Raw genomic sequence first — 25,943 nt, 5'->3', positions numbered from 1 at the left:
GCTGCGTCATGTTTGCCGTACAGTATCTGCAACCGAACGGTTATTCAGTTATAGAACCCGGTGTTCAAATATAGAACACTGGCGACGGCCGCAGATGCAATAGAAGTGAGGACACCCGTGCAGTTTCACCACCACGGTTACGTATCCGGAGACCCGCGCGTCAAGCCGGCAGCCGGCGTAGGCATCGACCGCCCCGAGGAGCTTCCCGACGAGGTCGACGTGCTCATCGTGGGCTCGGGTCCCGCCGGCATGCTCGCGGCCGCGCAGCTGGCCCAGTTCCCGAACATCACCACGCGGCTGGTGGAGCGCCGGGAGGGACGGCTGGTCCTCGGTCAGGCCGACGGCATCCAGGCCCGCAGCGTGGAGACCTTCCAGGCTTTCGGCTTCGCCGAGCGCATCACCGCCGAGGCGTTCTGGCTCACCGAGATGAACTTCTGGCGCCCGGGCACCGAGAATCCCAAGCACATTGTCCGCGGCGGCCGCGCGGTCGACGACGAGATGGGCATCAGCGAGTTCCCGCACCTGATCGTCAACCAGGCGCGCGTGCTGGACTACTTCGCCGAGGTCGCGGCCAACTCGCCCACCCGCCTGACGCCGGATTACGGCTGGGAGTTCAAGACCCTCGAGGTTGCCGACGAGGGCGACTACCCGGTGAAGGTGGCGCTGATCCGCAGCGCAGGCCCGGACGCCGGCTCGGAGCGCATCGTCAACGCCAAGTACGTGGTGGGTTGCGACGGCGCCCGCAGCAAGGTCCGCGCCGCGATCGGCAGCACCCTGGCCGGCGACAGCGCCAATCATGCCTGGGGCGTCATGGACGTGCTGGCCCAGACCGACTTCCCGGACATCCGCACCAAGTGCGCCATCCAGTCGCACGACGGCGGGTCCATCCTGCTGATCCCGCGTGAGGGCGGCTACCTGTTCCGCATGTACGTGGACCTCGGCGTGGTGCCCGACGACGACAACGGCAAGATCCGCCAGACCTCTATCGAGCAGATCATCGCCAAGGCCAACGAGATCATGACGCCGTACACGGTGGACGTGCGCAGCGTCGCCTGGCACAGCGTGTACGAGGTGGGCCACCGCCTCACCGACCGGTTCGACGACCTGCTGCCCGAGGACGTCGGCACCCGCACCCCGCGTGTCTTCATCACCGGCGACGCCTGCCACACGCACAGCGCCAAGGCCGGCCAGGGCATGAACGTCTCCATGCAGGACGGTTTCAACATCGCCTGGAAGCTGGGACACGTGCTGGAGGGCCGCAGCCCGGAGAGCCTGCTCTCCACCTACTCCGCGGAGCGCCAGGTGGTGGCGAAGGACCTCATCGACTTCGACAAGGAATGGTCGACGATGATGGCCAAGAAGCCCGAGGAGTTCGCCGATCCCACGGAGCTCGAGGACTTCTACGTCCGCACCGCCGAATTCCCGGCCGGCTTCATGACCGAGTACGCCCAGTCGATCCTGACCGGCGCGCGCAGCCACCAGGACCTGGCCACCGGCTTCCCCGTCGGCAAGCGTTTCAAGTCCGCCAAGGTCTCCCGCGTCTGCGACACCAACCCGCTGCACCTGGGCCACCTGGCCGAGGCCGACGGGCGCTGGCGCATCTATGTCTTCGCCGACCAGGCGCAGGCCGGCGAGTCCGCGGCCGTTGCCAACCTGTCCGAGTGGCTGGTGACCGCACCGGATTCCCCGCTCGCCGCCCGGCCGGAGGGCGCCGACCTCGACGCCTGGTTCGATGTGAAGGTGATCTACCAGCAGCATCACGAGGAGGTGGACATCAACGCCGTACCCGCCGTGTTCAAGCCCGAGGTGGGCCCGTTCCAGTTGACCAACCTCGAGAAGGTCTTCGGCACCGCCAAGGATGAGGACATCTTCGACGCCCGCGGAATCTCCCGCGACGGCGCCATCGTGGTGGTCCGGCCGGACCAGTACGTGGCGAACGTGCTGCCGCTGTCCGCGACCGCTGAGCTGGCCGAGTTCTTCGCGCCCCTACTGAAGGCCCGCGAGCCGCAGCACTGATTCACCCTTCATGAGGACGACGGCGGCGCACAAGTGCCGTCGTCGTCCTTTTCTTGCGGACAGATCACCACCGTAGGCCCCGCGTTGCCCAGGGTGCGGGGATGAGGAGATGGGATATGAAACGGGCCGTTATCGCCGCGGCTGCGCTTGGCCTGATGCTGACTGCCTGCGCGCCAGCCCAGGGGACTACCTCCGCGGGGGAGGCCACGGACGCCGAATTCCTCGCTGGCTTCGGGCTCGACGATATGGACGCGGTTGGCATCATCGACCACCTCGACCGGCTGGACACTGCCGAGCGGCCCACCGACTTGATGGCATCTGTCCGGCAGGGCGATCTACTGCTCACCGACGGCCACAACGAGGTAACGCTGGACCTGCCGGAGGACAGTTCCTACATCTCAGTCGCCCCGTACCTGAACCAGACCCACGACTGCTTTTACCATAGTCTGACGACCTGCCTTGGCGAACTGGGCAACAAGGACATGAGCGTCAAGATCACTGTCGACACCACCGGGGAGACGCTGGTGGATGAGCAGATTGAAACCTTCAGCAACGGTTTCGCAGGGTTCTGCGTTCCCGGCGACATCCACGGCACCATCGAAGTGAGTTACGACGGGCACACCGGCTCGGCCGATTTCTCGACGACCGATGACAGCGCCACCTGCATCACGGATCTCCGGCTGACCTAAGGACGCCCGGATTTTGCCGCCTCGCGCCGGTAGCAAGCGTTGGCCTGCCTGCTGGCCAGTTCGTTGGCCCAGATGGGCGCGTACGGGGACGCGCAGTTCGGGGTTCAGCGCCCCAGCCGGCGCTGACCGCCACCGGATCAGCGGGGGTGGTCCCCGGGTCCCCACGCCTCAACTCTCCGGCTGCAACAGGTTCTCGCAACACCCGACTAGTTCCCCGACGAGGTCCGCGGGTGCGTCCTCGGCCGACAACGCCATGAGCTTCCGGGAAAGCTGCAGCTCGGGCACCTGCACGGCCGTCAGTCCGCTTGGCCGTGCGCCCATCGCCAGTTGCGGCACCATAGCTGCCCCATGGCCGGCGGCGACCAGCCGCAGCGTCGCGTGGAAGTCGTCACTGGAAGCCACGATACGCGGGTGCAGGCCGGCGTTGGCCAGCACTGCGTCCACTACGTTCGCGTCGCTGGAACCGCGCAGGTGGATGATCCAAGGCATCGCGCCCAGCGCATTGACGTCCATCCGCTGGTCTTCCCGGTAGCCCGCCGCGGCGGGAATAACGACGCGGAACGGGTCCTCCCCCAGCCAATGCCGGGTCACCCCCTGGGGCAGGACCAGCCCGGATTCGCCCACCTGGTACACAAGGGCCGCATCCAGCTCCCCACCGACTCGAACTCCCGGCACGACGGCGCTCGGTTCCCCGATAGAAATTTTCAATTGCGCACCCAGCTCCCGCCACTGCACTGATTCCAGGACGTCCCCCAAGATGAACGTCGCGGCCGAGGGGAATGCCCCGATGCGCAACTCGCGTACCGCATCTCCGCTGGCGGCGGCCCCCGCGGCCAACAACCCGTCGACGTCGCGCAACAGCTTCAGCGCATGTTGGCCCACTGCATGCGCGGCCTGCGTGGGCTGCACGCTGCGTGCGCTGCGCACGAACAACCGCGTGCCCATGTCCTTCTCCAGTGCCGACATCTGCTGGGACACCGCCGAGGCCGTGTATCCCAGCCGATTGCCGGCCGCCGTGAAGGAACCGAGCCGCAGCACTTCCACGAGGGTGCGCAGGTGGATCAGGTTGAGCATTAGCGTTCCTTGAACTGAGTTCGTCGAATCACCGCTGTGTTGTACGTCATAGTTTGCTACATCGTCGCCTAGAGTGTTGCGAACGGGACGAAGAAGTTCCGCAAGACACGCTTGGGCATGCCGCTTTTCGGCGCTAGCATGCCGCAAAGGATTAGGAATGCTTGAGCAACGCCTCTACGTCAATGCCACGTTCTACACCCAATGGGCCGGGCTTCCCCGGGCCACCGCGCTGCTGACCCGGGGCGAACGCATCCTCGCCATCGGCACACCCGAGGAAATGCGCACCCACGCCACCGGTACATACGAAACCATCGACCTCGGTGGCACCACAGTGGTTCCGGGCCTGACCGACGCCCATATCCACACCGCGAACTACGCCCGCGAAATTGCCGCCCTGGACCTTCGCGGCGCCACCAGCCTCGAGGACGCCCTGGACAGGGTGAGGAACTACGCGGAGGCGCTGCCGGCATCGGCCTGGGTCTTCGGCGGACGCTGGGACTTCAACGCCTGGGATGTGCCGGTTCAACCGGACCGCAAAGCGCTGGATGCCGCCACAGGTGGCAGGCCCGCCGCATTGCCAAGCATCGACGGGCACACGGTTTGGGCCAACACCTCGGCATTGGCGGTCGTCGGCATCGACGCCTCCACGCCGGATCCGGTGGGTGGTGAAATCGTCCGCGACGGCGACGGCCATCCCACCGGCATCCTGCGCGAGACGGCCCATGCCCAGCTGAGCGACATCATGCACAGCGCCGAGGCCGGGGACCTCGAGGCACAGCTTGCCGAGGCCCAGCACCGCCTGCTAGCCGTCGGGCTCACCGGCATCCACGACTTCGATGGCGAGGACTGCCTGCATGCATACCGGTCTCTGCGCGAGAGCGGCAACCTCCATTTGCGCGTACATAAGGCGATCCCGCGCATCGCCTTGGACCAAGCGATCGACGAAGGGCGGGCCACCGGCAACGGCGACGCCTGGCTGAGCACCGGTCCGGTGAAGCTTTTTTCCGACGGCGCCTTGGGTTCCCACACCTGTCACATGACCCAGCCCTTCCCCGGCGAGGACGGGAACGCTGGCATCGAGGTCATCCCCTATCTCGACCTGCTCGCACTGGTTCGCCGGGCCGCCGGCGCCGGAATCGCGGTCGCTACTCACGCCATCGGGGACCGCGCCAACCAGCTGGTGCTGGATGCCTATCAGGACCTGGTCCGCAACCCGCTCGATGCCTCCCCCAACATCACGGGCCACACCGAACGAGCAGCCAGCCGATTGCGGCATCGGATCGAACACACGCAGCATTTACGCCCCGCGGACGTGCAACGCGTGGCGCGCCTCGGCGTCGTTCCCTCCATGCAGCCCACCCACTGCACGTCCGACATCCCGCTGGCCTCCACCCTGCTCGTTGGCCGCGAACTGGCCTCTTACGCGTGGCGCTCGCTGATCGACGCCGGCGCACTTCCCGCCTTCGGCTCCGACGCGCCCGTGGAATTGCCCGACCCTTTACACGGGATTCATGCCGCCGCGACCCGGCAGAACCGTGACAACGATCCCGTCGGCGGCTGGCAGCCCGGCGAGCGGGTGAGCGTCGCCGAGGCGATCGCCGGCTACACCACCGGCGCCGCGCATGCCTCCGGCGAAGAGGCTACCAAGGGCCGGCTGCGCCCAGGAATGCTGGCCGACTTCACGGCCCTCGGGGCCGACCCCTACGCCGTCGGTCCCGCCGAGCTACGCGACATTCCGGTCATGGCTACCGCCGTTGGGGGATCCCTCCGGTACCGGAGGGACCTGTAACCGCTCCGCCCGCTACACACCTCCAGCACACAATCCGTTCCAACCATCCGCACCAAGGAGACCGCATGAACATCACCCGAGTCCGTACCCTCCGCTCCGGCGTCATGGCATCCGCTGCGTTGCTGGCACTGCTGGCCACGACGGCCTGCGGCGGGCAGTCACTCTCCTCCACCGAGGGCAACGCCGCCGGCAACGAGGACACCTCCTTTAGCGCCGCACCGGCACCCGATGAGGACCTGGCCAAGTCCGTCATCGACGGCATCACACCGAACGCCGATTTGACCGCCGGCCTGCCCGAGTCGATCAAGACCGAGGGCATCAAAATGACCACCTCCGAGGGTTACCCGCCCATGGAACTGCTCGCCGAGGACGGCAAGACACTGATCGGGGTGGACCCCTCCCTCGGCCGGGCGATCGCGAACAAGCTCGGCGTCAAAATCACCATCAACAACGAGGACTTCAACGCGCAGATCCCGGGCATCACCACCGGGCGCTACGACATCATCATGTCCTCCATGACCGACAACGAAGAGCGGCGCAAGACCGTCACATTCGTGGACTATGTCCAGGCCGGCAACGGCTGGGTCGTCAAGAAGGGCAATCCCGCCGGCATGGGTGACCCGTCGACGGCCTGTGGCAAGACTGTGGCCGTCGTGGACAACGGCTCCTCGCTCGCCCTCGCGGAGGGCTTTGACAAGGACTGCAAGGCCGCCGGGAAAGACGGACTGGAGATCCTGAAGTTCTCCGGCGACCAGGACGCCATCCTGCAGGTGCGCAACGACCGCGCCGACGCGGGGATCAACGACTACCCCGTCGCCGCCTACCGCGCGCAGACCTCCGAGGGCGTCCTGGAAGCCGTGGCCATCGAAGGCGATGAAAGCGTCTGGGGCATCGCGATGAAGCAGGATAACAAGGAACTGATCGACGCGGTGCAAAAGGCCCTGCAGGAGCTGATCGACGACGGCAGCTATGGGAAGATCCTCGCCGCTTGGAACGTCCAGCAGATGGCGATCGACACTGCCACAATCAACGACGGAAAATAGGGGGCGCAGATGAGCCAAGCGCTCCGACGCAGCAATCGGCCCAGGCAGCTGAGCGGGCCCGACGGCACCGCCGTGACCGTGGTCCCGCTCCGCCATCCCGAGCGGTGGATTCTGGGGACGCTGGCCGTGGTGGTCTTCGCCTGGCTGGCCTTCACGCTGGCCACCAACCCCAACATCCGCTGGGGCAAGGTCGCCGAGTACCTCTTCTTCCCCAAGATTATCGACGGGATCTGGGTCACCCTGATGATCTCCGTGCTCGCCACGGTGCTCGGGCTGGTCCTCGGCGTCTTGCTGGCAGTCATGAAGCTCTCGCACAACCCAGTGCTGAACTGGCTATCCACGCTGTACATCTGGTTCTTCCGCGGCACCCCCGTGCTCGTGCAGCTGATCTTCTGGTACAACCTGGCCTTCCTGTTCCCGTCGCTGATCATCCAGGTCCCGTTCACCAACATCGGCTATATGTGGAACACCAATGACGTGATGACCGGGTTCAACGCGGCGTTGCTCGGGCTAGGGCTGAACCTTGCGGCGTACTTCGCTGAAACGGTGCGCGCCGGCATCCAGGCCGTCGACGCCGGCCAAAGCGAGGCCGCGTATGCGCTCGGCATGACCCCGGGCAAGCGGATGCGGAAGATCGTGCTGCCGCAGGCGCTGCGCATCATCATCCCGCCCACCGGCAACGAGTTCATCTCCATGCTTAAGACCACGTCGCTGGTGTACGTCGTCGCGGGCAACGACCTGATGACCAACGCCAGTCAGATCTACAAGCAGAACAACCTGATCATGGAACTGCTGATCGTTGCCTCGCTCTGGTACATGGTCATGACCGCCATCGCAACCTTTTTTCAGTCCAAGCTCGAGGCCCGTTTCGGAGCCGACGCCGTGCGTCTGGTCCGCAGGCCGGGCTTCCTGCTCAAGACCGTTACAGCCAAGAGAACGACGGCGGAACCGCGCGCGGCGGATGATGTCGCCACGGCCGGAAAGGATCTCCCATGACTACCGAACCCAACAGCCTTTCCGCCTCCCCTGCACCTCGCGCCGGCGAACCTGTCTCCGCGTCATCCCCCGCGACGGCCGCCGGCGGTACCGCCTCCACGGCTCGGGCGCACAAGCTGCATGTGGAATCCCACGGCGTCACCAAGTCCTTCGGCGCCCACCAGGTACTCACCGGCGTGGACTTCACGGTTGCCGCCGGCGAGGTCAGCTGCATCGTCGGGCCCTCCGGCTCGGGCAAGTCCACCTTCCTGCGCTGCCTGAATGCGCTGGAGGCGTACGACGACGGCACGCTGCTGGTCCACGGGCGGCACGTCGGGTACGAGTATCGGAATGGACGCTACTACGAGTGGACCCCCAAGCAGTTCGCCGCGTTCCGCTCGCGCATAGGCATGGTCTTCCAGCGTTTCAACCTCTTCGGGCACCTGACTGCCGAGGAAAACGTCGCCTGCGCGCTGACCGAGGTCCGAGGCGTCTCCAAGTCCGCCGCCCGCACCCGGGCACTGCATGAACTGGCGAAGGTGGGCCTGGCCGACCATTCGCAGAAACGCCCGCACCAGCTTTCCGGCGGACAGCAACAGCGCGTGGCGATTGCGCGCGCTCTGGCCATGGACCCCGAAATCATGCTCTTCGACGAACCCACTTCCGCACTGGATCCGGAGTTGGTCGAGGAAGTCCTTGAGGCGATGAAGGCACTCGCCCGTGCAGGCATGACCATGGTGGTGGTCACCCACGAGATGGGCTTCGCACGTGAGGTTGCCGATACCGTTCATTTCTTCGATGCCGGGACCATCGTCGAATCCGGCGCGCCGGCTGATGTGCTCGCCAACCCGCAGATGGAGAGGACGAAGGCGTTCTTGGCGAAGGTGCTGTAGACGCCTGCGGTTGACCTTCGAGTCGCCGTCGCCGCCTAAGATCCGCTGAGGGGGCGGCTCCGGTGCGGGTCTTCGCAACGGCGCCGCTAACGAGCGCTCAGGCTTTGGCCTGCCGGCTCACCATCTCGTTGATCCAGGCAGGCGCATACGGGGACGTGCAGTTCGGCGGCGTCGGGTAGTCCTTGAGCACCCCGAGGCGTTCGCCGATGTTGATCGCGCGGGCGCGGTGCTCGGCGTGGTCGATGCCGATCTGGGCGAGGGTGTGGTTCATGGCCCACTGGAGGCGGTCCGGCGCGTCCTTCATCTCGGCCTCGACGGTGTCCAGCAGTCCCTCGAGGTCCAGGCCCTCGGGCTTTTTCGCCACCCGTTCGGTGGTCAGCGCCCACCCGGCGCTGGCGACCACCGGATCCGCGTCGCCGGTCCAGGCCACGCGGAGCTCCTCGGCGTGCGGGCTCTTCTTGACCACGTAGTTCACCAGCCAGTCGTGCACCTTGGGGGCGCGCGCCTCGCGCAGCATGGCGTCCAGGTCGTCGCGTCCGAAATCCTTCGGCCGGCAGATCAGCAGGGCCAGCAGCCGGGCTGCAGTGTTGCCCGTGGCCCACAGCCCGCGCGCCAAATCCTGCTGGGTCTTCAACCGCTTGGCGACAGCGCGCAGCTTGCCGAGGTTAACGCCGTGGTCGTCGCCGCGCTTCTCGTTCGCCTCGCGCACCTTCGGGTCCTCAAGCGCGGCCAGCTCGGCCATCACCTCTGTTACCGTCGTCTCGGACATCCACCCTCCCGGTTACTCACGTCTGAGATCCAGCGTACTGGTGTTTGAATCACGGGCGCTCTGGCGCTCCAAGCCTCAGGGCTCCGGTACTCCACGCCTCGCGGGGCTCTGGCGCTTCAAGCCCCTGTGCCCTGGTGTTCCACGCCTCAGCGCTCTGGCGCTCCAACCCGCAGGCCCGGCAGTTTCACCTCTCGCGGCGCCCACCATGCCCCAATGCCGAAGCACCCGCGTCGAAACGGGCCCATATCCGACAGGGCTACGACATTATCGGCCCGTTTCGCCGTTTTCGGCCGCTTTCGGCGGTATCGGCCGCTTTCGGCGTTTCCGGCGGCCGTCGATGGGACCAGGACTCAGGACGGCCCCGCGACAGCGCATCCCCCACCGTCGTCCTCGACCGCAGCCGGACTGCCGCCCCATTCCCGCCGTCGTGCCACAACGTGCACCGCCGACGGCCACCGGAGCACCTGCCTGACGCGCGATGGCGTATGGTCAGGAGTACGGAGCACGTCTGTGCTCCCGTTAAGGCGCAGCATTCTTTGCTGGCGCCAAGGAGGCACTCATGGCCGACAAATCTCCCCGACAGACCGCATCGAAGAAATCGGGCAAGTCCATCAAGGAAAAGCGCAGCGACAAGAAGGCCAAGGCCGCCGGCGCCGCAGCCTCGGAGACCCTGACCACTATCAAGAAGCGCTGAGGCTTTTGACTCTGCTCTCGCTCGGAGTCCTGGCAACTACGCGAAAGCCCGATGAGCGCAGGCTGGCCCTCCATCCTGCGCACATCGAGCGCCTCGACGCCGACCTCCGCGAGCGGATCATCCTCGAACGGGGCTACGGCGAGCGCTTCGGCGTGTCCGACGCGCACCTGGAACAACTGGTGGGACGCATGGCGCCGCGCGAGGAACTCATTGCAGCAGCGGACGTGGTGGTGCTGCCCAAGCCGCAGCCGGAAGACCTTGCCGAACTCCGCGACGGCCAGATCCTCTGGGGCTGGCCGCACTGCGTCCAGGACCGGGCCATCACCCAGTTGGCCATCGACAAGCGACTGACGCTGATCGCCTTCGAAGCGATGAACCATTGGGCCGCGGACGGCAGGTTCGCCCTCCACGTCTTCCATAAGAACAACGAGATGGCCGGCTACTGTTCGGTGCTGCATGCGCTGGAATTGGCAGGATCCACCGGCGACTACGGCCGCCCGCTCACCGCCGTCGTCATTGGTTTCGGCGCCACGGCCCGCGGCGCGGTCACCGCCCTGAACGCGCACGGCATCCACGACGTGCAGGTCCTGACCAACCGCGCGGCGGCCGCCGTCGGATCCCCGATCCACTCCGCGCGGATCACCCAGTTCGACCAGGACGCCACCGCCCCGCACCTCAGCCACGTCATCACCGACGACGACGGACGGGTGCCGCTGGCTCCGTTCCTCGCCGAGCGGGACATCGTGGTCAATTGCACGCTGCAGGACCCCAACAACCCGCTGATCTACCTCGACGAGGCGGACCTGGACGGCTTCCGGCCGGGCAGCCTGATCGTCGATGTCTCTTGCGACGAAGGCATGGGCTTCAGCTGGGCGAAGATGACGACCTTCGCCGAACCCACCTTCGAGGTCGGCAACCACGTGAGCTACTACGCCGTGGACCACACGCCGTCGTACCTGTGGAATTCCGCGACCTGGGAGATCAGCACGGCCCTGATCCCGTTCCTGCGCACCGTGATGGGCGGACCCGGCAGCTGGCTCGAGGACGAGACGATCAGCCGGGCCATCGAGATCCGCGACGGCGTCATCGCCAACCCGGCGGTTCTCGCCTTCCAGGACCGCTCGGAAGACTACCCTCACCTGCCTGCCTGAATTCCGCGGTACCGATCGCCCCATAGGGACGACGGCGGCGCTCACGTGCCGCCGTCGTCTTTCTGGCTCGGAGCCCCTCGCCTGCTCGGCATGTCTCAGCAAATTCACAGCCCGACCGGGCATCGATCCCGGCCGCGCGTGCGTTGTTGAGGAGACATCACCACAGGAGAGCAGGGAATTTTTGCCCACGGAAACCGGACGCGGCCCGCGGCGGCCCCCGCGGAGAACCGTCGTTATCCTCGGCATCGACGGAGCCGGGAAGACGACGGCCGCGGCCTCGCTGGTCGAAGTTGAGCGGGCGGCGGGCCGTTACGCGCAGTTAGTGCGTAACCCGGCCGGACGGCGCTGGCTGTCCCGGGCAGCTGCACGCCTCGGCATCGGCATTACTCCGCGCTGGGCCGACCGGTTCGAGTCGATGGTGCGCATTGTGAACGTGCTGGCTGCCCACCTCCGGGCGGCAGCCTTCCGGGGAACCACGGTGATGGACCGGCACCTGCACTGCCAGCAGGTCCTTCGTGACGTGCGTGGCCTGCCGCCGGGAGGCGTCCTGCCCTGGCTGGTCCGAGCCCTGCCTCGGCCAGGCGTCGTCGTGCTGCTGGATCTGCCCGCCGAGGCGGCGCACACCCGGATCATCGCGCGGGGCGAGGATTCCGAGTCGGCGGACTACCTGCGGGCGGCACGCAACGTCTACCTGCGAAGGGCCAAGTCCTTGGACTGGCAGGTCGTCGACGCGGTTGGGTCCCGCAGCGACGTCCTGCGCCGCGTCATGGAGGCTGTGTCCCCGCCTGCCACCTAGCTGGGCCTCCCGGCCCATGCTCACTTGCCTGCCTAACGACGACGACGGCCGGCCCTGACTGAGCGGGCGGCCGCCTCGGCGGCACTTACGGCCGGCCGGGGAGCGGGCGGTCCGTCGCCTGGAGGCACTCACCCCGGAATAAGTTGATGCTTCAATCGATTGCACCTAGCAGAGGCCAAGCCTTTTGAAAGACATCACGCCAACGTAAGGACAGCATGAAGATCGGAATCATCGGAGCCACGGGCAACGCCGGACGCGCCCTCTTCCACGAGTCGGCCAAACGCGGCCACCAGACAACAGCGATCGTCCGGAGCGCCGCAAAGGCCGGGGACGTCCTCGGCGCGGACGCCGCGGTACTGGAACGCGACGCTTTCTCCCTCGGCGCCGAAGACCTTGCAGCCTTCGACGTCGTCGTTAATGCGTTCGGCACGGCTCCGCACGAGGCCTACCGGCACGTTGACCTGGCCCGCTCGCTGGTCGAGCTCGCCGGGGAAACCACTCCCCGCCTGGTCTTCATCCTGGGCGCCGGCAGCCTGACCACCGGCGACGACGACCACCTGTTCGTCGAGGACATCCGCAACATCCCCAGCGCCGAGGCGTGGATTTCCATCCCGGAGAACCAGCTGAAGGAACTCGAATACCTGCGCGGCGTCACGGACGTCGACTGGGTCGGGGTGTCCCCCTCGGCGCTGTTCACGCCCGGTGACGCCACCGCCCCGGTGCTGGGCACGGACCGGCTCCTGTATGCCGCCGACGGCGAATCACACACCACCACCGGCACGATGGCCGTGGCCATCCTGGACGAGATCGAAAAGCCCGCGCACCGGAAGACCCGCTTCACGGTCAGCGACAGCTAAACCTCCCCGGCCACAACACGACGGCCGCCGCAGTTGGTCCGGCCCGGGCAACCTGTCCGGTCGCAGGCAGCTCGGCGGCCGTCGTTCACCGTCTCGACAGGCGCCTGTCCACGCGCCCCGCCCGCTGGAAGATCAGCGCCGGTGCCCGCGGCCGGTCCGGCGTGTACCGGTACCGGCCGGTGCTTTCTTCTGCATGGCAAGCAGCCTCGCCAGCGCGTAGCGGTTCACCGTTCCTGCCTTCTGCCCCTGCAGCAGCCAGTGGCCAATGCCGTCGACGCCGGTCTGCACGCCCGTGATGGGGATGCCGGTGGGAGAAATCTGGTGCCCGGGCGTGAACGTGATCGGGCCCGGCGCATTCGGATGGGCAATGACGTGGCAGGCGACCTCGGCCGCAACCCTGGCCGTGCGCGGGTCGGTCTGCACAACGTCCATGTGGATGGTCCGCCGCCTGAACCCGCGCGGATGGACGGAGGCCAGCGTCTCCCGGTCGATCCACTGGTATTGCCCGGGTTTCCAGAACTTGGAGTCGATATAGACCACCCGGTCGCCGTTGATGACGGCGTGGTCGATGTCCGCCACGTGGCTGCCCGGGAACCGCAGCCCGTGGAAGATCCGGGTCCCGGGAATGGCCAGCAGGGTCTCCAGTGCCTGCGCCGTCCACCGCTCGCCCTCCGCGCCCTTGGCGATGTCCTCCGGCCGAAACCGGGACCAACCGCCCGACAGGGCCGCGCCGCCCGCGCCGAAGACCAGTTGCCGGGCAACCTTTTTCGGCGCCGCGACGCCCCAGTGCCTGCCAATCGCGCCAAGGCCCAGGAAACAGGCTGCCGTCAGGACGACGGCGACCGGCAGCTGAGGCGGAGCGTCACCTAATGCGGCGCTGGCCAGCATCGAGATGAGCACCACTGACTGTCCGAAACCGATCAGTAATAGGACGACGACGACCACAACGCGAAGGCCGTTGTAGCTGCGGCCGATGCGCTCCGCGGGCGCGGGTTGGTTCCGCCACGACAGCTGGCCCGGATCGAATTCCATGAACGGCGAATACAGGGTTTCGGGTCCAGTCGGCCGGCGGGCGGCCCCCCACTGTTCCGGACGTTCCATGCAACCTCCCCGGATCTCGTTTCAGCATGGAGACCCAGTATGTCCCCGCCCCGCGCCGGGGGCCAGGGGTTCCGGGCCGTGAACCCGCCGGAAGTGCCAAATCGATAAACCATGGGTAGTCGTCCCCATTCAGTTCTGCGGTGCCGCATGCAACAGTGTGAGGGAAACGGTTAAGCGGGGGAGGGCGGCGGGATGGGCAGCTGGCGGATCAATCCGAGGCAGCTCCACATGATCCTGGTGGACGTGGCCGCGGACGGCCAGTCGCTGGACAAGGCGGCAGGCGACACGGCGGCGGCAGGCGACGAGGCGGCGTCGTTGTTCGGCAGTGCCACGGACGTAGCCGACGCGTTCGCGGGGTTCTGGTCGCCGCGGCGGGACGTGGGCCACCGGATTGCCGGCCTCGTGTACAACAAGTCGCGGGTCGTGGCCGAAACCGCGGAGCTGTTCGTCGAGGCCGACGGGCGGATGTCCGCCGAAGCCGCAGCCTTCGCCGAGTCCCTGAACGCCGACCACTCGACCGTCCTTGCCCCGCGCGGCTTCGGGCCGGTGCCGCAGCCGTGACGGTGCGACTGGGCAGCGTCCCGGAGATCAACGTCCCCTGGGACCGGCTGGGCGATGCGGTCCGGGAGATGTCCCTGCGCGCCGAGTCCGCGGCAAATTACCTGGTCGACGCCGGTGCGGCGTGGGCCGGGCTGAGCTTTGCCTATCAGCAACCGGACACCGAACTGGAGGTCCACTCCGCCCTGAATGAGCTGGACGGACCCATGCGGGAATGGACTGCGGCGCTGGCCGCTGCCCGGGAAGCCGTCACGGTCTTCGTCGCCTCCGGCCGGGCACTGCAGGCGGAGTCCGAAGAACTCGCGGCGGCACGCCCCGGCCTGGCCAGGGCGCTGAACGGCGCGGACTCGCAGGAGGGCGACGAGGCGGACCAAGCGGAGCAGCGGGCGGAGGCCTTCAACGGACGCGTCCGCTCCCTGCGGGCCGACTGGCAGGCGCTGACCGCGGAAACCGCCGCCGCCCTGCGGGCCATCGGCGGCACCGTCGACTCGCTGCCGCCCACCCCGCTGCTGGCCGCCGGGCCGTCCTCCCCGCCGTGGGCCCACTTCACCAGCGGGCTCGACGAGCGGTTCGGCCCGCTGACGCCGGAGTCGTACCTGCCGTCGCTGGCCGGGCTCACCGACGAGGAACTGCGGGCCTGGGCCGCGGCCAACCCCGAGGGTGCCGCCCTGCTGGCGGCCCACAAGCTCCCCGCGTGGCGGATGCCCGGCTCGTCCGAGGCCGCCATGGCGGAGGCGATGGCCGGCGACGCCGCGCTGACCGAGGGCGGGATCGCGGGAATCCGCGAGGCCTGGCTCACCCTGGCGCCGGCCGAACAGGAACGGCTGCTGCTGCTCTACCCGGCGGTGTTCGGGGGCCTGAACGGCATCCCCTTCGCCGGCCGGATCCGGGCCAACGCCATCACCGCCGCCGGCTACCGCGAAACCGTGGCGACCCGGCAGGCACAGCTGGGCCCACAGCCCGACCTCAGCGACTACGTCGCGGCCGCGGGCAATCAGCAAGGCCACCCGCGGATGGTCTACCAGCGGGCCTACCGGCAGTACGCCGCCGACCTCGACACCTGGCAGGCCGAACACGACCGGCTGGCAACGCTCAGGACGGGACTGGACTACGCCGTCGGCCATCACTCCCAGGTGGTCCTGGTTAGCCTGGACGGCGACGGCCGGATCGTCACCATGAACGGCACCCTGACGCCGGACACCAGGACCGTGGCCGCCCTGGTCCCGGGCACCGGCGCCGACCTGGGTCAGCTGGAGGCCTACTCGGCCCGGTTCGACGCGGTGAACGGCGAACCGCCCGCCGGCACGGTCTCCTTCTACTGGCAGGGCACCGACTTGCCGGATGAGGTCCCCGACAACATCACCACCTCGTTCAACGAGCGGGGCGGGCCCCTGCTGGCCGCCTTCGACCACGCCCTCGACCTCGAGACCCGGCCCGACGCCCGCACCACGTACATCGGCTACAGCGCCGGCGGCTCGCTGCTGGGCACCGCCGAACGCGAGGGCCTGGATTCCACCAACATCGTCTACGTCGCACCGGCCGGCACCGGGCACAACGTGGGCAGCCCCGAGGACACCGCCAACCCCGAGGCCCACCGCTACTGGCTGCAAACCCGCGACGACCCCATCAGCGCCGCCCAGATGCTCGGCGGCGGCTACCACGGCGCGTCGTTCTGGCGCGGCGGCAGCCCCACCGCCATGGACCCGGTCCGGCTCGAGACCGGCTTCCTGAGACCGGAGGACCCCGGCTCGCTGATGGACGGGCACACCGACTACTTCTGGCCGGGCTCCACCTCGGCCACCAACATCCAGGGCGTCGTCGAAGGCACCAGCGTCAGCACGTTTGTCGAGGACCGAATCCAGCAAACCTACTCCCCCTACGGCCCGCTGATCACCAGCCCGCTCAAGCAGGATCCCGAGGACTACGCATATGGCAACCTTGAAACCGTGACGGTCGAAAGTCTGGAGAAATGAACATGCGGGCTCGCTCCCCCTGGCACCGCCCGGCCCGCCCGCGCGGCGAAGAACGACGGCGGCGCCCCGGCTTCGCAGCCGCCCTCACCGCGACTTCCACCCTTTCCGCCGTCATTCTAGGAGGCTGCGCCATGCCGCAGGAGAACCAGTCACAGGAGATACAACCGACGTCCCAGGACTACGGCCGCCAGCTCGAGCAACTGCTCCCCCAGGCGATCGCCGAGGCATCCACCGCCGCCGACCTGAAGGTCAGCCTGCTGCGCGAACAAACCTGCCTGCGCCCCGAGGACGCACAACCGCAGACCCAGACCGCCTGGATCGCCCGGGCCACCGGCAAGGTAGCGGACGCGGACCAGGCCAACGCAGCCCTCGACGCCGCCGCCGGCTACCTGACCGCACATGGCTGGGAGCAAAAGAACGAGGCCACCGCCGAAACCGGCGACGTGCGCACCCTCTACTTCCGGAACGGCGACCTCGGCGCCACCGCCGCGCACCACGTTGCCGGCGGCGTGGGCGCCGTCGTCCTCTCCTTCACCAGCCCCTGCCTTGACCACCCCGAAGACCACCGCATGATCCGCTCCGAGCAGGATCCGGAGTTCGGGACGAACAGCCAGTATTACGACGACGGCGCCTGACGCATTCCCTTCTGGTGGCGCCCCACTGACCTCCCGTAAACAGAACACGCGGGGCAATCGACGTGAACCTCGCCACTTCATGAGGTGATACTCCTCACTTAGTTCATGTGCTATACGCGCGCATGCGGGTAAATTCCTGCTCTTGCTAGCGTCGAGAGTTGCCCTCACCCGGCCAAGACAACAGCGAGACCGCGACCAGCACTCCTACGATGCGAGGTACGAGACCGATATGAGTACGCCGCCCGAATCTGACGAGCCTAAGCTCAACGGCGAAGACAGTAACCGCCCCGTCCCCGGCACCGCCCCACCGGAGCCGCCCACCGGCAGCGCCGCCGTCGAGCCGCGGACGCGGGTCAACTGGACCGTCTTCATCGGCTCCGCGGCGGGCGTCCTCGGCATCGCGCTGTGGGCCATCCTGGACCGCGAATCGGCCGACGCAGTGATCGGCACCGCCGTCGCGTGGGTGGGCGAGACCTTCGGCTGGTGGTACTCGCTGATCGTCGTCGCCGTCCTGGCCTTCGTCCTCTTCGTGGCGCTCTCCCGCGTGGGCAAGACCCGGTTGGGGCCCGACCATTCGCGCCCCACCTTCAACCTCTTCACCTGGACGGCGATGCTCTTCGCCGCGGGCATCGGTATCGACCTGATGTTCTTCTCGGTCGCGGAGCCGGTCACTCAGTATCTGGCACCGCCGACGGGCGACGGCTCCACGGTCGAGGCCGCCCGGCAGGCCGTGGTCTGGACCCTGTTCCACTACGGCATCCTCGGCTGGGGCCTCTACGCCCTGATGGGGCTGGCCCTGGGCTACTTTGCCTTCCGGCACAACCTGCCGCTCAGCATCCGCTCGGCGCTCTACCCGATCCTCGGCAAGCGGATCCACGGGCCGGTGGGCCACGCCGTCGATATTGCGGCCATGCTCGGCACCATCTTCGGCATTGCGACCAGCCTGGGCATCGGCGTCGCCCAGCTCAACTACGGCCTGAGCTTCCAGTTCGGCATCCCGGAGAACACGGTGGTGCAGATCGCCCTGATCGCCGTGGCGGTGCTGATGGCGACCATCTCGGTGCTCACCGGGATCGAAAAGGGCATCCGCCGGCTGTCCGAGCTCAACGTCGTCCTGGCGATCGCCCTGATGGTCTTCATCCTGATTACCGGCTCCACCCGGTTCCTGCTGGACGGGATCGTGACCAACATCGGCGACACGCTCTCCCGCTTCCCGTCGATGGCGCTGGACACCTTCGCCTACGACCGGCCCGACGAGTGGCTGAACGGCTGGACGCTGTTCTTCTGGGCCTGGTGGATCGCCTGGGCTCCCTTCGTGGGCCTGTTCCTGGCGCGCATCTCGCGCGGACGCACGCTGCGCGAGTTCGTCGTCGGGGTGCTGGTGGTGCCGTTTGCCTTCATCCTGCTGTGGATCTCCATCTTCGGCAACAGCGCCCTCGAGATCGTGATGGGCGGCAATGCAGCGTTCGGCGAGGTGGCCATGAGCCAGCCGGAGCGGGCCTTCTACGGTCTGCTCGAGCAGTACCCGATGGCCCCGCTCAGCGCCGCGATCGCCACCTTCACCGGGCTGCTGTTCTACGTCACCAGCGCCGATTCGGGTGCCCTGGTGATGAGCAACTTCACCTCCTACCTCAAGGACGCCGATTCAGACGGCCCCAAGTGGCTGCGCGTTTTCTGGTCAGTCGCCACCGGCCTGCTGACCCTGGCCATGCTGCTGGTGGGCGGGGTGCCCACGCTGCAAAGCGCCACCGTCATCATGGGCCTGCCGTTCTCGGTGGTGCTGGTCTTCATCATGCTCGGCCTCTACAAGGCGCTGCGGCTGGAAACGGCCCTCGCGGACAGCTACCAGGCCGGCCTCCACTCCGTGCTGAACTCCCGCACTAACGTGCCGCACGGGGCGGACGGACGCCGCGGCTGGCGCCAGCGCCTGGCCCGGGCCATGAACTACCCGGGCCGTCGGCAGGCCCAGCGCTTCGTGGCCGAGGTCGCCATGCCCGCGCTCAACGACGTCCGCACCGACCTCGCCGCCCGCGGGCTGGAGGCCACGCTGAAGACCAGCACCGTCGATGCCTTCGGGATCGACACCGCGGACCTTTGCGTGGAGCTCGACGGCGAACGCACCTTCAAGTACCAGATCTATCCGGTGCAGAACGACGTCCCGTCCTATGCGCGCTCCTCCGCCGCCGGCGGCAAGTACTACCGCATCGAGGTGTTCTCGCTCGAGGGCAGCCACGGCTACGACCTCATGGGGTACAGCAAGGACGAGGTCATCGCCGACGTGCTGGACCACTACGAGGTGCACCTCGAGTTCCTGCACCAGCACCGCGCGACGCTGCCCTACAGCACCGCCGCCGAAAACGTCCCGCCCAAGGCGGACTGGGAAACCGATTACGACACCGTCGACGAACCCGTCGCCGCCGTCCCAGAACCCGTCGCCGCACTTTCGAAGGAGACACCATGACCACTACCGCCTCCACCCTGTTCATCAACGGCGCTTGGGAGCCGGCCGCCGACGGCGCGGTGCGCGAGATCCGCAATCCGGCCGACGGCCGGGTCGTTGCCACCGTGTCCGAGGCCGGCCGTGCCGACACCGAGCGGGCCATCGCCGCGGCCCGCGCCGCCTTCGACTCCGGCGTGTGGGCGGCCGTGCCGGCGCCCGAGCGTGGCGACTTCCTGCTCAAGGTCGCCGCAGGCCTGCGGGAGCGCCGCGAGGAGTTCGCCCGCGCCGAGTCGCTGGACACCGGCAAGCGGATCGTCGAAAGCCGCATGGACATGGACGACATCGCCGCCTCCTTCGAGTACTTCGGCAAGATCGCCTCGCAGCAAGCCGGCCGCGTGGTCGACGCCGGGGACCCCGCCGTCGTCAGCCGGATTGTCCACGAGCCGGTGGGCGTCTGCGGCATGATCACGCCCTGGAACTACCCGCTGCTGCAGGCCGCCTGGAAGATCGCGCCCGCGCTGGCCGCCGGCTGCACCTTCGTGCTCAAGCCCGCCGAGCTCACCCCGTCCACGGCCATCCTGGCCATGGAACTGCTCAAGGACCTGGGCCTGCCCGACGGCGTCGCGAACCTGGTAACCGGCCCCGGCGCGGAGGCGGGCGCACCGCTCTCCGAACACCCCGACGTCGACCTTGTCTCCTTCACCGGCGGCCTGGTGACCGGCAAGGTGGTCGCGGCGGCCGCCGCCGGCACCGTGAAGAAGGTGGCGCTGGAACTCGGCGGCAAGAACCCGAACGTGGTGTTCGCCGACGCCGACTTCGACGCCGCCGTGGACAACGCCCTGAACGCGGCCTTCGTCCACTCCGGGCAGGTCTGCTCCGCGGGCGCGCGCCTGCTGGTCGAAGAGTCGATCGCGGAGCGCTTCGTCGACGAGCTCGTCCGCCGCGCCGAGGGCATCCGCCTGGGCGGCCCGTTCGACGAGGCCGCGGAAACCGGGCCGCTGATTTCGGCGGCACACCGGGAGAAGGTGGACGCCTACGTGAAGCGCGGCGTGGAAGAGGGCGCGCGGCTGCGCTGCGGCGGCGCCGCCCCCGAGGGCCCCGAGTACGACGACGGGTTCTACTACCTGCCCACCGTCCTGGACCGCGTGGAGCGGGGGATGTCCGTGGTCGTGGACGAAGCCTTCGGCCCGGTGGTGACCGTGGAGACGTTCCGCGACGAGGATGAGGCAGTGGCCACCGCCAACGACACGATCTACGGCCTGGCCGGAGCCGTCTGGACCCAGGACGCAGGCAAGGCCCAGCGCGTTGCCGGCCGGCTGCGTCACGGCACTATCTGGATCAACGACTTCCACCCCTACCTCCCGCAGGCCGAGTGGGGCGGCTTCGGCCAGTCCGGCGTCGGCCGCGAGCTCGGCCCCACCGGTTTGGCCGAGTACCAGGAAGCCAAGCACATCTACCAGAACACCAGCCCGCAGGTGACCGGCTGGTTCGCTGACCACGGCAAGGAGAACTGATGCACATCGACAACGTCGAGAACCTCGTCGACCGGGAATTCGACTACATCGTCGTCGGCGGTGGATCCGCCGGCGCCGCCGTCGCCGCACGCCTGAGCGAACACCCTGCGGTGTCCGTGGCGCTGGTCGAGGCCGGCCCGGACGACCGGGGCGTGCCCGAGGTCCTGCAGCTGGACCGGTGGATGGAGCTGCTCGAGTCCGGCTACGACTGGGACTACCCGATCGAGCCGCAGGAGAACGGCAACTCCTTCATGCGCCACTCGCGCGCGAAGGTCATGGGCGGCTGCTCGAGCCACAACTCCTGCATCGCCTTCTGGGCCCCGCGCGAGGACCTGGACGAGTGGGAGTCCAAGCACGGCGTCACCGGCTGGAACGCCGAGGCGGCCTGGCCGCTGTACAAGCGGCTGGAGACCAACGAGGACGCCGGCCCGGACGCCCCGCACCACGGCGACTCCGGCCCCGTGCACGTCATGAACGTCCCGCCGGCCGACCCGACCGGCGTCGCGCTGCTGGATGCCTGCGAACAGGCCGGCATCCCGCGGGCCACCTTCAACGACGGCACCACCGTGGTCAACGGCGCCAACTTCTTCCAGATCAACCGCCGGGCCGACGGCACCCGCTCCTCCAGTTCGGTGTCCTACATCCACCCGATCATCGAGCGGGAGAACTTCACCCTGCTGACCGGCCTGCGCGCCCGCCGGCTGGTGATCGACGCGGACAAGCGCTGCACCGGCGTCGAGATCGTGGACAATGCCTTCGGCCGCACACACACGCTGTCCGCGCGGCGCGAGGTAGTGCTGTCCACCGGCGCCATCGATTCGCCGAAGCTGCTGATGCTCTCCGGCATCGGGCCGGCCGCACACCTCGCGGAGCACGGCATCGAGGTCCTGGTCGACTCCCCCGGCGTCGGCGAACACCTGCAGGACCATCCCGAGGGAGTGGTCCAGTTCGAGGCGAAGCAGCCGATGGTCACCGAATCCACCCAGTGGTGGGAGATCGGCATCTTCACGCCCACCGAGGAGGGGCTGGACCGCCCCGACCTGATGATGCACTACGGTTCGGTGCCGTTCGACATGAACACCCTGCGGCACGGCTACCCCACTACGGAGAACGGCTTCAGCCTCACCCCGAACGTCACGCACGCCCGCTCCCGCGGCACCGTCCGGCTGCGCAGCCGCGACTTCCGCGACAAGCCGATGGTCGACCCCCGGTACTTCACCGACCCCGAGGGCCACGACATGCGCGTGATGGTCGCCGGCATCCGCAAGGCCCGCGAGATCGCCGCGCAGCCGGCCATGGCCCCGTGGGCCGGCCGCGAGCTCTCGCCGGGCATCGATGCGCAGACGGACGAGGAGCTGCAGGACTACATCCGCAAGACGCACAACACCGTCTACCACCCGGTCGGCACCGTCCGCATGGGCCCGGTGGACGACGTCATGTCGCCGCTGGACCCCGAGCTGCGGGTCAAGGGCGTCACCGGCCTGCGCGTGGCTGACGCCTCGGTCATGCCCGAGCACGTGACGGTCAACCCCAACCTGACCGTGATGATGATCGGCGAACGCTGCGCCGACCTCATCCGCGGCAGCTTGGCCGCGGAAACAACGACGGCGGCGGCCGGCGCCGGCGCGGCGCACGCCTGATCGCTACCGCCTTCCCCCTGAGGAAATAGGCGGCGCCGGTGGTCGCCCAGACGACAGCGGGTGGCGGAAGCAAACACTGCTTCCGCCACCCTCTGCTCTTCTACCCGCTATGAGGCGAGAGGAACTCGAGCCGATTTCCGTTGTTGTCCCACAGGTAGAACCGGCGCATTCCCGGGAAGTTGTCATCCCACTCGGGAGCATGCCCATGAGCTTCTATTCGCCGGGTCAGTGCATCGATATCCCGAACGAGGATTCCGGGATGAGCCTTCCGCTGAGAACGGAAATTCTCCTCGACTCCCAGATGAATCTCTAAGTTATCGGCGCGCACCCACAGCCCACCACGCGCAGCCAATACCGGCGGCTTTTGAACCTCCGTGAGCCCAAGGACTTCGACGTAAAACTTACGGCAATCATCCTCACCACCCGGCGGAAGTGCGAGCTGAACGTGGTGCAATCCGAAACCAAAGTCAGTGGCTCGAGGTTTTGCCTCGTATGGTTCAGTGACCATGCACCCTCTTTCCCGCAGTACGCGTCGAACCTTTGAACTTACCGCGGTCGGAGGAACCGTCCATCAGGAACACACCAGAATATCTACGGCATGCACCACCGGACGGCGGGGGGTTTACTTGAGAAACTTGGACATCCGCCGGTCCGCCAACAGCTTCCCGCCGGTCTGGCAGCTGGGACAGTACTGCAGCGAGGAATCCGCGAACGACACCTCCCGGACCGTGTCCCCGCACACCGGGCAGGGCTCGCCGGTGCGAGCGTGCACGCGCATGGCCTTGCGCTTGGAATCCTTCAGCTCACTGGCCGGACGGCCGGAGGCGTGAGCGATGGCCGACTCGAGCACCTGGTGCATCGCCCAAAACAGGCGCTCCACGTCCTCTGCATCCAGCTTCGAGGCGTTGGCGAACGGGGAGAGCTTCGCCGCGTGCAGGATCTCGTCGCTGTAGGCGTTCCCGATGCCCGCGATCGCCGACTGGTCCCGCAGCAGGCCCTTAATCTGTCCCGAGTGGGAGGCGAGCATCCGCGCGAACGCCGCTAGGTCGACGTCGAGCGCGTCAGGTCCCAGGCGGGCGATGCCCGGAACATCCATTGGGTCCTTGACCACGTAGGCGGCCAGTGATTTCTTGGTCCCCGCTTCGGTCAGGTCGAACCCGGGCTGACCGGCGCCATCAGCCGCGACAAACCGCACGCGCAGCGCAATGGGACCCTTGCCGGGCCGCAGGGGTTCGGGCTTCAGGGCATCCGACCAGCGGAGCCACCCGGCCTTGGCCAGATGCATCACCAGGTGCGTCTGCCCGGCGGTGATGACGATGAACTTGCCGCGGCGCGAGACCGCGGACACCGGCTCGGCTCCCATCGTCTCCGGCGGCACGTCCGCCGTTTTCAGCACGGAGAAGGACAACACCTCCACCTTGGCCACCTGGGCGGGCGGGGCGTCGGGCGGGAGGAGCTTAAGCCGCAGGAAGTCGACGAGTCCCTGCACTTCCGGCATCTCGGGCATGCCCTAACGATAACGGAAGCTTGCTCCTATGACCGGGCGGGTTGCACCGGGCCGCGACGGCGTCCGGGTCGGGGCGCCCGGCTTCCTGCGCGAGCCGCGCCCAGACGGTCGGTTACCATCTGTGTAACGCTCGCTCTGGTGTAACGGGCGTTATGTGCTGGGAGGTGCCGGACCATGGGCAGAATCACGGTGGGTCGTCGAGCCGGCTCCGGCCTTGGCGTGGCGCTGGCCGGAATGCTGTTGATCGCGGCCACGTATGGCATGGCCCGGTTCGGGGTCGGCCTCTTCGCCCCGCTCTTGGCCGCACAGCGGCCGGAACTTACCGAGGTGCTGGGATGGGCTGCGGCTGCACAGTTCACCTCCTATTCGATAGCCGCCGTGGCGGCCGCCCGCTTCGTCGACCGCGCTCCTCGGGCCGGACTTCTTCTCGCCGGAGGCACTGCCGCCGTCGGCTGCTTGGGGGTGGCTGTCGCCTCAGCTCCGGGCATGTTCGTGGCGGCTGTATTCGTCGGCGGCATGGGCGGGGGCTTCGCCTCGCCCGCATTGGTGCCGGTTATCGACGCGCTCGTTGCACGCCGCACCAGTGCGACAGCACAGTCCCTGGTGAACTCGGGAACGGCGGTCGGCGTGGTGGGAGCCGGCATGGTCGCCTCAATGGCCGCTTCGATTGCCGGGGCATGGGTGCTCATGGCGCTGGTCTGCGCGGCGGCGGCGGTCGCGGCGTGGTATCCCGTCCGGGCTCGTGCTGATCCGGGTACCTCTGGCCTCCCAGCCGCTGCAGCGGCTTCGAGCCCCGAACGTCGCCATGGACCGGGGCACCTTCTCCTCGTCCCGGCCGCGGCCGCGGTCATTGCAGGAGCCGGCTCGGCCTTGATCTGGACGTTTGGACCGTTGCTGGTTACGGAAGCCGGTTCCGTTGCTGCCGCTCAGGCCGGATGGCTGTGGATCGCCTTGGGCCTGGGCGGGGTCCTCGGCGTACTCACGGGAGCCTTGGCCAGGCGCATGGGCCTGCGGGCCGCATGGTGCTTTTCTGCCAGCGTCCTGGCCGTCGCCAGCTTAGGAGTCTCAATATCGGTAGCCTCCGGCAGCACTTGGGTCGCTTATGCCGGCATGGCCGTTTTCGGTGCCGGCTACATGAGCCTGTCCGGCGTGCTCATTCTCTGGGCGCGCAGCGTTTGGCCTCAGAGTGCCGGAGCAGGGACTTCGTGGCTCTTCATCGCACTGGCCATCGGACAGGCGCTGGGGTCCGCCGGCTTTGGAGTGGCTTACGGGACCTTGCCGCCCGTTGTGCTGGCCGCCCTGGCCGCGGGCCTCCTCGTACTCGGCGGCATCACGGGACTTGTCCGGATGCGCCAGCCGCAAGTCCTGTGACCCGGAGCGCGGCTGGCCAACCACTGTTGTCAGTCGGCGAGCTCAACAACCTCGAACTCGAGCAGCTCCGACCCACTGGCCACGGGGGTCTTCGAGCCGTGATCCCGCGGCGCACGGTTGTCGCGCCAGTTCTCGAAGTCCTCACGGGTGGCCCATTGGGTGTACACGAAGTAGCGCTCTTCGCCCGCGACCGGACGCAGCAGCTGGAAGCCCTCGAACCCCGGAGCGGAGTCGACGGCGTGCTTGCGTGCGGCGAAGCGCGCCTCCAATTCTGTACCCGAGCCCTCGGGGACCTTGAGCGCGTTAATGACGACGATGGACACGATGCTGCTCCTTTCGGGTCCGAACCGCCCGGACCATCAGGAGTCCACGCTATCGCGTCCGGGACGTCGCGTTGCCGCTCGGCTGCACATGACCGCTGCTGACGGCGGGAGCAGGCTTTCCGGGAAACCGGCGAC

23 protein-coding genes are annotated in these 25,943 nt (G+C 67.8%); 17 read left to right on the top strand and 6 right to left on the bottom strand.

All coding sequences use genetic code 11. The annotated features are described in order from the left end of the window. Positions 1-117: 117 nt before the first annotated feature. Positions 118-2,016: an FAD-binding monooxygenase gene (locus AC5RTY_RS11380; RefSeq protein WP_494048943.1), complete on the top strand. Its 1,899-nt coding sequence runs from the start codon at positions 118-120 to the stop codon at positions 2,014-2,016. Positions 2,017-2,132: 116 nt separating this feature from the next. Next, a complete protein-coding gene (locus AC5RTY_RS11375; RefSeq protein ID WP_494139561.1) occupies positions 2,133-2,705 on the top strand; it encodes a CueP family metal-binding protein in 573 nt (190 codons plus the stop codon). 168 nt (positions 2,706-2,873) lie between these two features. Here AC5RTY_RS11375 and AC5RTY_RS11370 read toward each other — a convergent pair whose 3' ends face one another. Then, entirely contained in the window at positions 2,874-3,779 is a 906-nt protein-coding gene (locus AC5RTY_RS11370; RefSeq protein WP_494002163.1) for a LysR family transcriptional regulator, read from the bottom strand. A gap of 157 nt (positions 3,780-3,936) precedes the next feature. Between AC5RTY_RS11370 and AC5RTY_RS11365 the strand changes: the two genes are divergently transcribed. The 4 genes from AC5RTY_RS11365 (at position 3,937) to AC5RTY_RS11350 (ending at position 8,479) form a co-directional block, all read left to right on the top strand. After that, entirely contained in the window at positions 3,937-5,568 is a 1,632-nt protein-coding gene (locus tag AC5RTY_RS11365; protein ID WP_494139560.1) for an amidohydrolase, read from the top strand. A 65-nt stretch (positions 5,569-5,633) separates the two neighbouring features. Next, positions 5,634-6,611: an ABC transporter substrate-binding protein gene (locus AC5RTY_RS11360; protein WP_494127829.1), complete on the top strand. Its 978-nt coding sequence runs from the start codon at positions 5,634-5,636 to the stop codon at positions 6,609-6,611. A 9-nt stretch (positions 6,612-6,620) separates the two neighbouring features. Then, positions 6,621-7,607 (top strand): amino acid ABC transporter permease, encoded by a 987-nt coding sequence (locus AC5RTY_RS11355; protein WP_494024444.1) that lies wholly within the window; start codon positions 6,621-6,623, stop codon positions 7,605-7,607. Beyond that, complete coding sequence (locus AC5RTY_RS11350) at positions 7,604-8,479, top strand: amino acid ABC transporter ATP-binding protein (RefSeq protein WP_494024445.1); 876 nt, start codon at positions 7,604-7,606, stop codon at positions 8,477-8,479. The genes AC5RTY_RS11355 and AC5RTY_RS11350 overlap by 4 nt, the downstream gene beginning before the upstream one ends. A gap of 97 nt (positions 8,480-8,576) precedes the next feature. Here the strand turns inward: AC5RTY_RS11350 and AC5RTY_RS11345 are convergent, their stop codons facing one another. Continuing rightward, the gene (locus AC5RTY_RS11345) at positions 8,577-9,248 is read right to left on the bottom strand and encodes a DNA alkylation repair protein (protein WP_494127828.1); all 672 of its coding nucleotides are present in this window, start codon (positions 9,246-9,248) and stop codon (positions 8,577-8,579) included. Between the two features lie 559 nt (positions 9,249-9,807). On the opposite strand from AC5RTY_RS11345, the gene AC5RTY_RS11340 reads away from it, so the two are divergent. From AC5RTY_RS11340 to AC5RTY_RS11325, 4 genes are all read left to right on the top strand, one after another. Then, on the top strand, positions 9,808-9,942 hold the full coding sequence (locus AC5RTY_RS11340) for a hypothetical protein (RefSeq protein WP_494002157.1): 135 nt from the start codon (positions 9,808-9,810) through the stop codon (positions 9,940-9,942). Positions 9,943-9,947: 5 nt separating this feature from the next. Beyond that, the gene (locus AC5RTY_RS11335; protein ID WP_494127827.1) at positions 9,948-11,093 is read left to right on the top strand and encodes a N(5)-(carboxyethyl)ornithine synthase; all 1,146 of its coding nucleotides are present in this window, start codon (positions 9,948-9,950) and stop codon (positions 11,091-11,093) included. Between the two features lie 181 nt (positions 11,094-11,274). Then, positions 11,275-11,889, top strand: coding sequence for a dTMP kinase (locus tag AC5RTY_RS11330; protein WP_494127826.1), 615 nt, complete (start codon positions 11,275-11,277; stop codon positions 11,887-11,889). A gap of 215 nt (positions 11,890-12,104) precedes the next feature. Beyond that, entirely contained in the window at positions 12,105-12,746 is a 642-nt protein-coding gene (locus AC5RTY_RS11325; protein ID WP_494127825.1) for an NAD(P)-dependent oxidoreductase, read from the top strand. Positions 12,747-12,878: 132 nt separating this feature from the next. Here the strand turns inward: AC5RTY_RS11325 and AC5RTY_RS11320 are convergent, their stop codons facing one another. Further along, entirely contained in the window at positions 12,879-13,847 is a 969-nt protein-coding gene (locus AC5RTY_RS11320; RefSeq protein ID WP_494127824.1) for a nuclease-related domain-containing protein, read from the bottom strand. A 192-nt stretch (positions 13,848-14,039) separates the two neighbouring features. Between AC5RTY_RS11320 and AC5RTY_RS11315 the strand changes: the two genes are divergently transcribed. The 6 genes from AC5RTY_RS11315 (at position 14,040) to AC5RTY_RS11290 (ending at position 22,607) form a co-directional block, all read left to right on the top strand. Beyond that, positions 14,040-14,408: a hypothetical protein gene (locus tag AC5RTY_RS11315; protein ID WP_494127823.1), complete on the top strand. Its 369-nt coding sequence runs from the start codon at positions 14,040-14,042 to the stop codon at positions 14,406-14,408. Next, a complete protein-coding gene (locus AC5RTY_RS11310) occupies positions 14,405-16,378 on the top strand; it encodes an alpha/beta hydrolase (RefSeq protein ID WP_494127822.1) in 1,974 nt (657 codons plus the stop codon). Before AC5RTY_RS11315 ends, AC5RTY_RS11310 begins: the two co-directional genes overlap by 4 nt. Further along, positions 16,375-17,013: a hypothetical protein gene (locus tag AC5RTY_RS11305; protein ID WP_494139559.1), complete on the top strand. Its 639-nt coding sequence runs from the start codon at positions 16,375-16,377 to the stop codon at positions 17,011-17,013. The genes AC5RTY_RS11310 and AC5RTY_RS11305 overlap by 4 nt, the downstream gene beginning before the upstream one ends. 229 nt (positions 17,014-17,242) lie before the next feature. Then, complete coding sequence (gene betT, locus AC5RTY_RS11300) at positions 17,243-19,474, top strand: choline BCCT transporter BetT (RefSeq protein ID WP_494024729.1); 2,232 nt, start codon at positions 17,243-17,245, stop codon at positions 19,472-19,474. Next, positions 19,471-20,967: an aldehyde dehydrogenase family protein gene (locus tag AC5RTY_RS11295; protein ID WP_494024730.1), complete on the top strand. Its 1,497-nt coding sequence runs from the start codon at positions 19,471-19,473 to the stop codon at positions 20,965-20,967. The genes betT and AC5RTY_RS11295 overlap by 4 nt, the downstream gene beginning before the upstream one ends. Then, positions 20,967-22,607: a GMC family oxidoreductase gene (locus tag AC5RTY_RS11290; protein ID WP_494127820.1), complete on the top strand. Its 1,641-nt coding sequence runs from the start codon at positions 20,967-20,969 to the stop codon at positions 22,605-22,607. Before AC5RTY_RS11295 ends, AC5RTY_RS11290 begins: the two co-directional genes overlap by 1 nt. Before the next feature lie 100 nt (positions 22,608-22,707). Here AC5RTY_RS11290 and AC5RTY_RS11285 read toward each other — a convergent pair whose 3' ends face one another. After that, entirely contained in the window at positions 22,708-23,115 is a 408-nt protein-coding gene (locus tag AC5RTY_RS11285) for a VOC family protein (protein WP_494127819.1), read from the bottom strand. A gap of 114 nt (positions 23,116-23,229) precedes the next feature. Beyond that, positions 23,230-24,114, bottom strand: a complete 885-nt coding sequence (locus AC5RTY_RS11280; RefSeq protein WP_494127818.1) for a DNA-formamidopyrimidine glycosylase family protein — start codon at positions 24,112-24,114, stop codon at positions 23,230-23,232. Positions 24,115-24,288: 174 nt separating this feature from the next. Between AC5RTY_RS11280 and AC5RTY_RS11275 the strand changes: the two genes are divergently transcribed. Then, the gene (locus AC5RTY_RS11275) at positions 24,289-25,485 is read left to right on the top strand and encodes an MFS transporter (protein WP_494127817.1); all 1,197 of its coding nucleotides are present in this window, start codon (positions 24,289-24,291) and stop codon (positions 25,483-25,485) included. 29 nt (positions 25,486-25,514) lie between these two features. Here the strand turns inward: AC5RTY_RS11275 and AC5RTY_RS11270 are convergent, their stop codons facing one another. Further along, positions 25,515-25,808, bottom strand: coding sequence for an antibiotic biosynthesis monooxygenase family protein (locus AC5RTY_RS11270; protein WP_494013174.1), 294 nt, complete (start codon positions 25,806-25,808; stop codon positions 25,515-25,517). Positions 25,809-25,943: the final 135 nt, after the last annotated feature.

The sequence above is a fragment of the Arthrobacter sp. Y3224055 genome (genome assembly GCF_059090825.1).
This window is presented reverse-complemented; position numbering and strand designations above follow the sequence as displayed.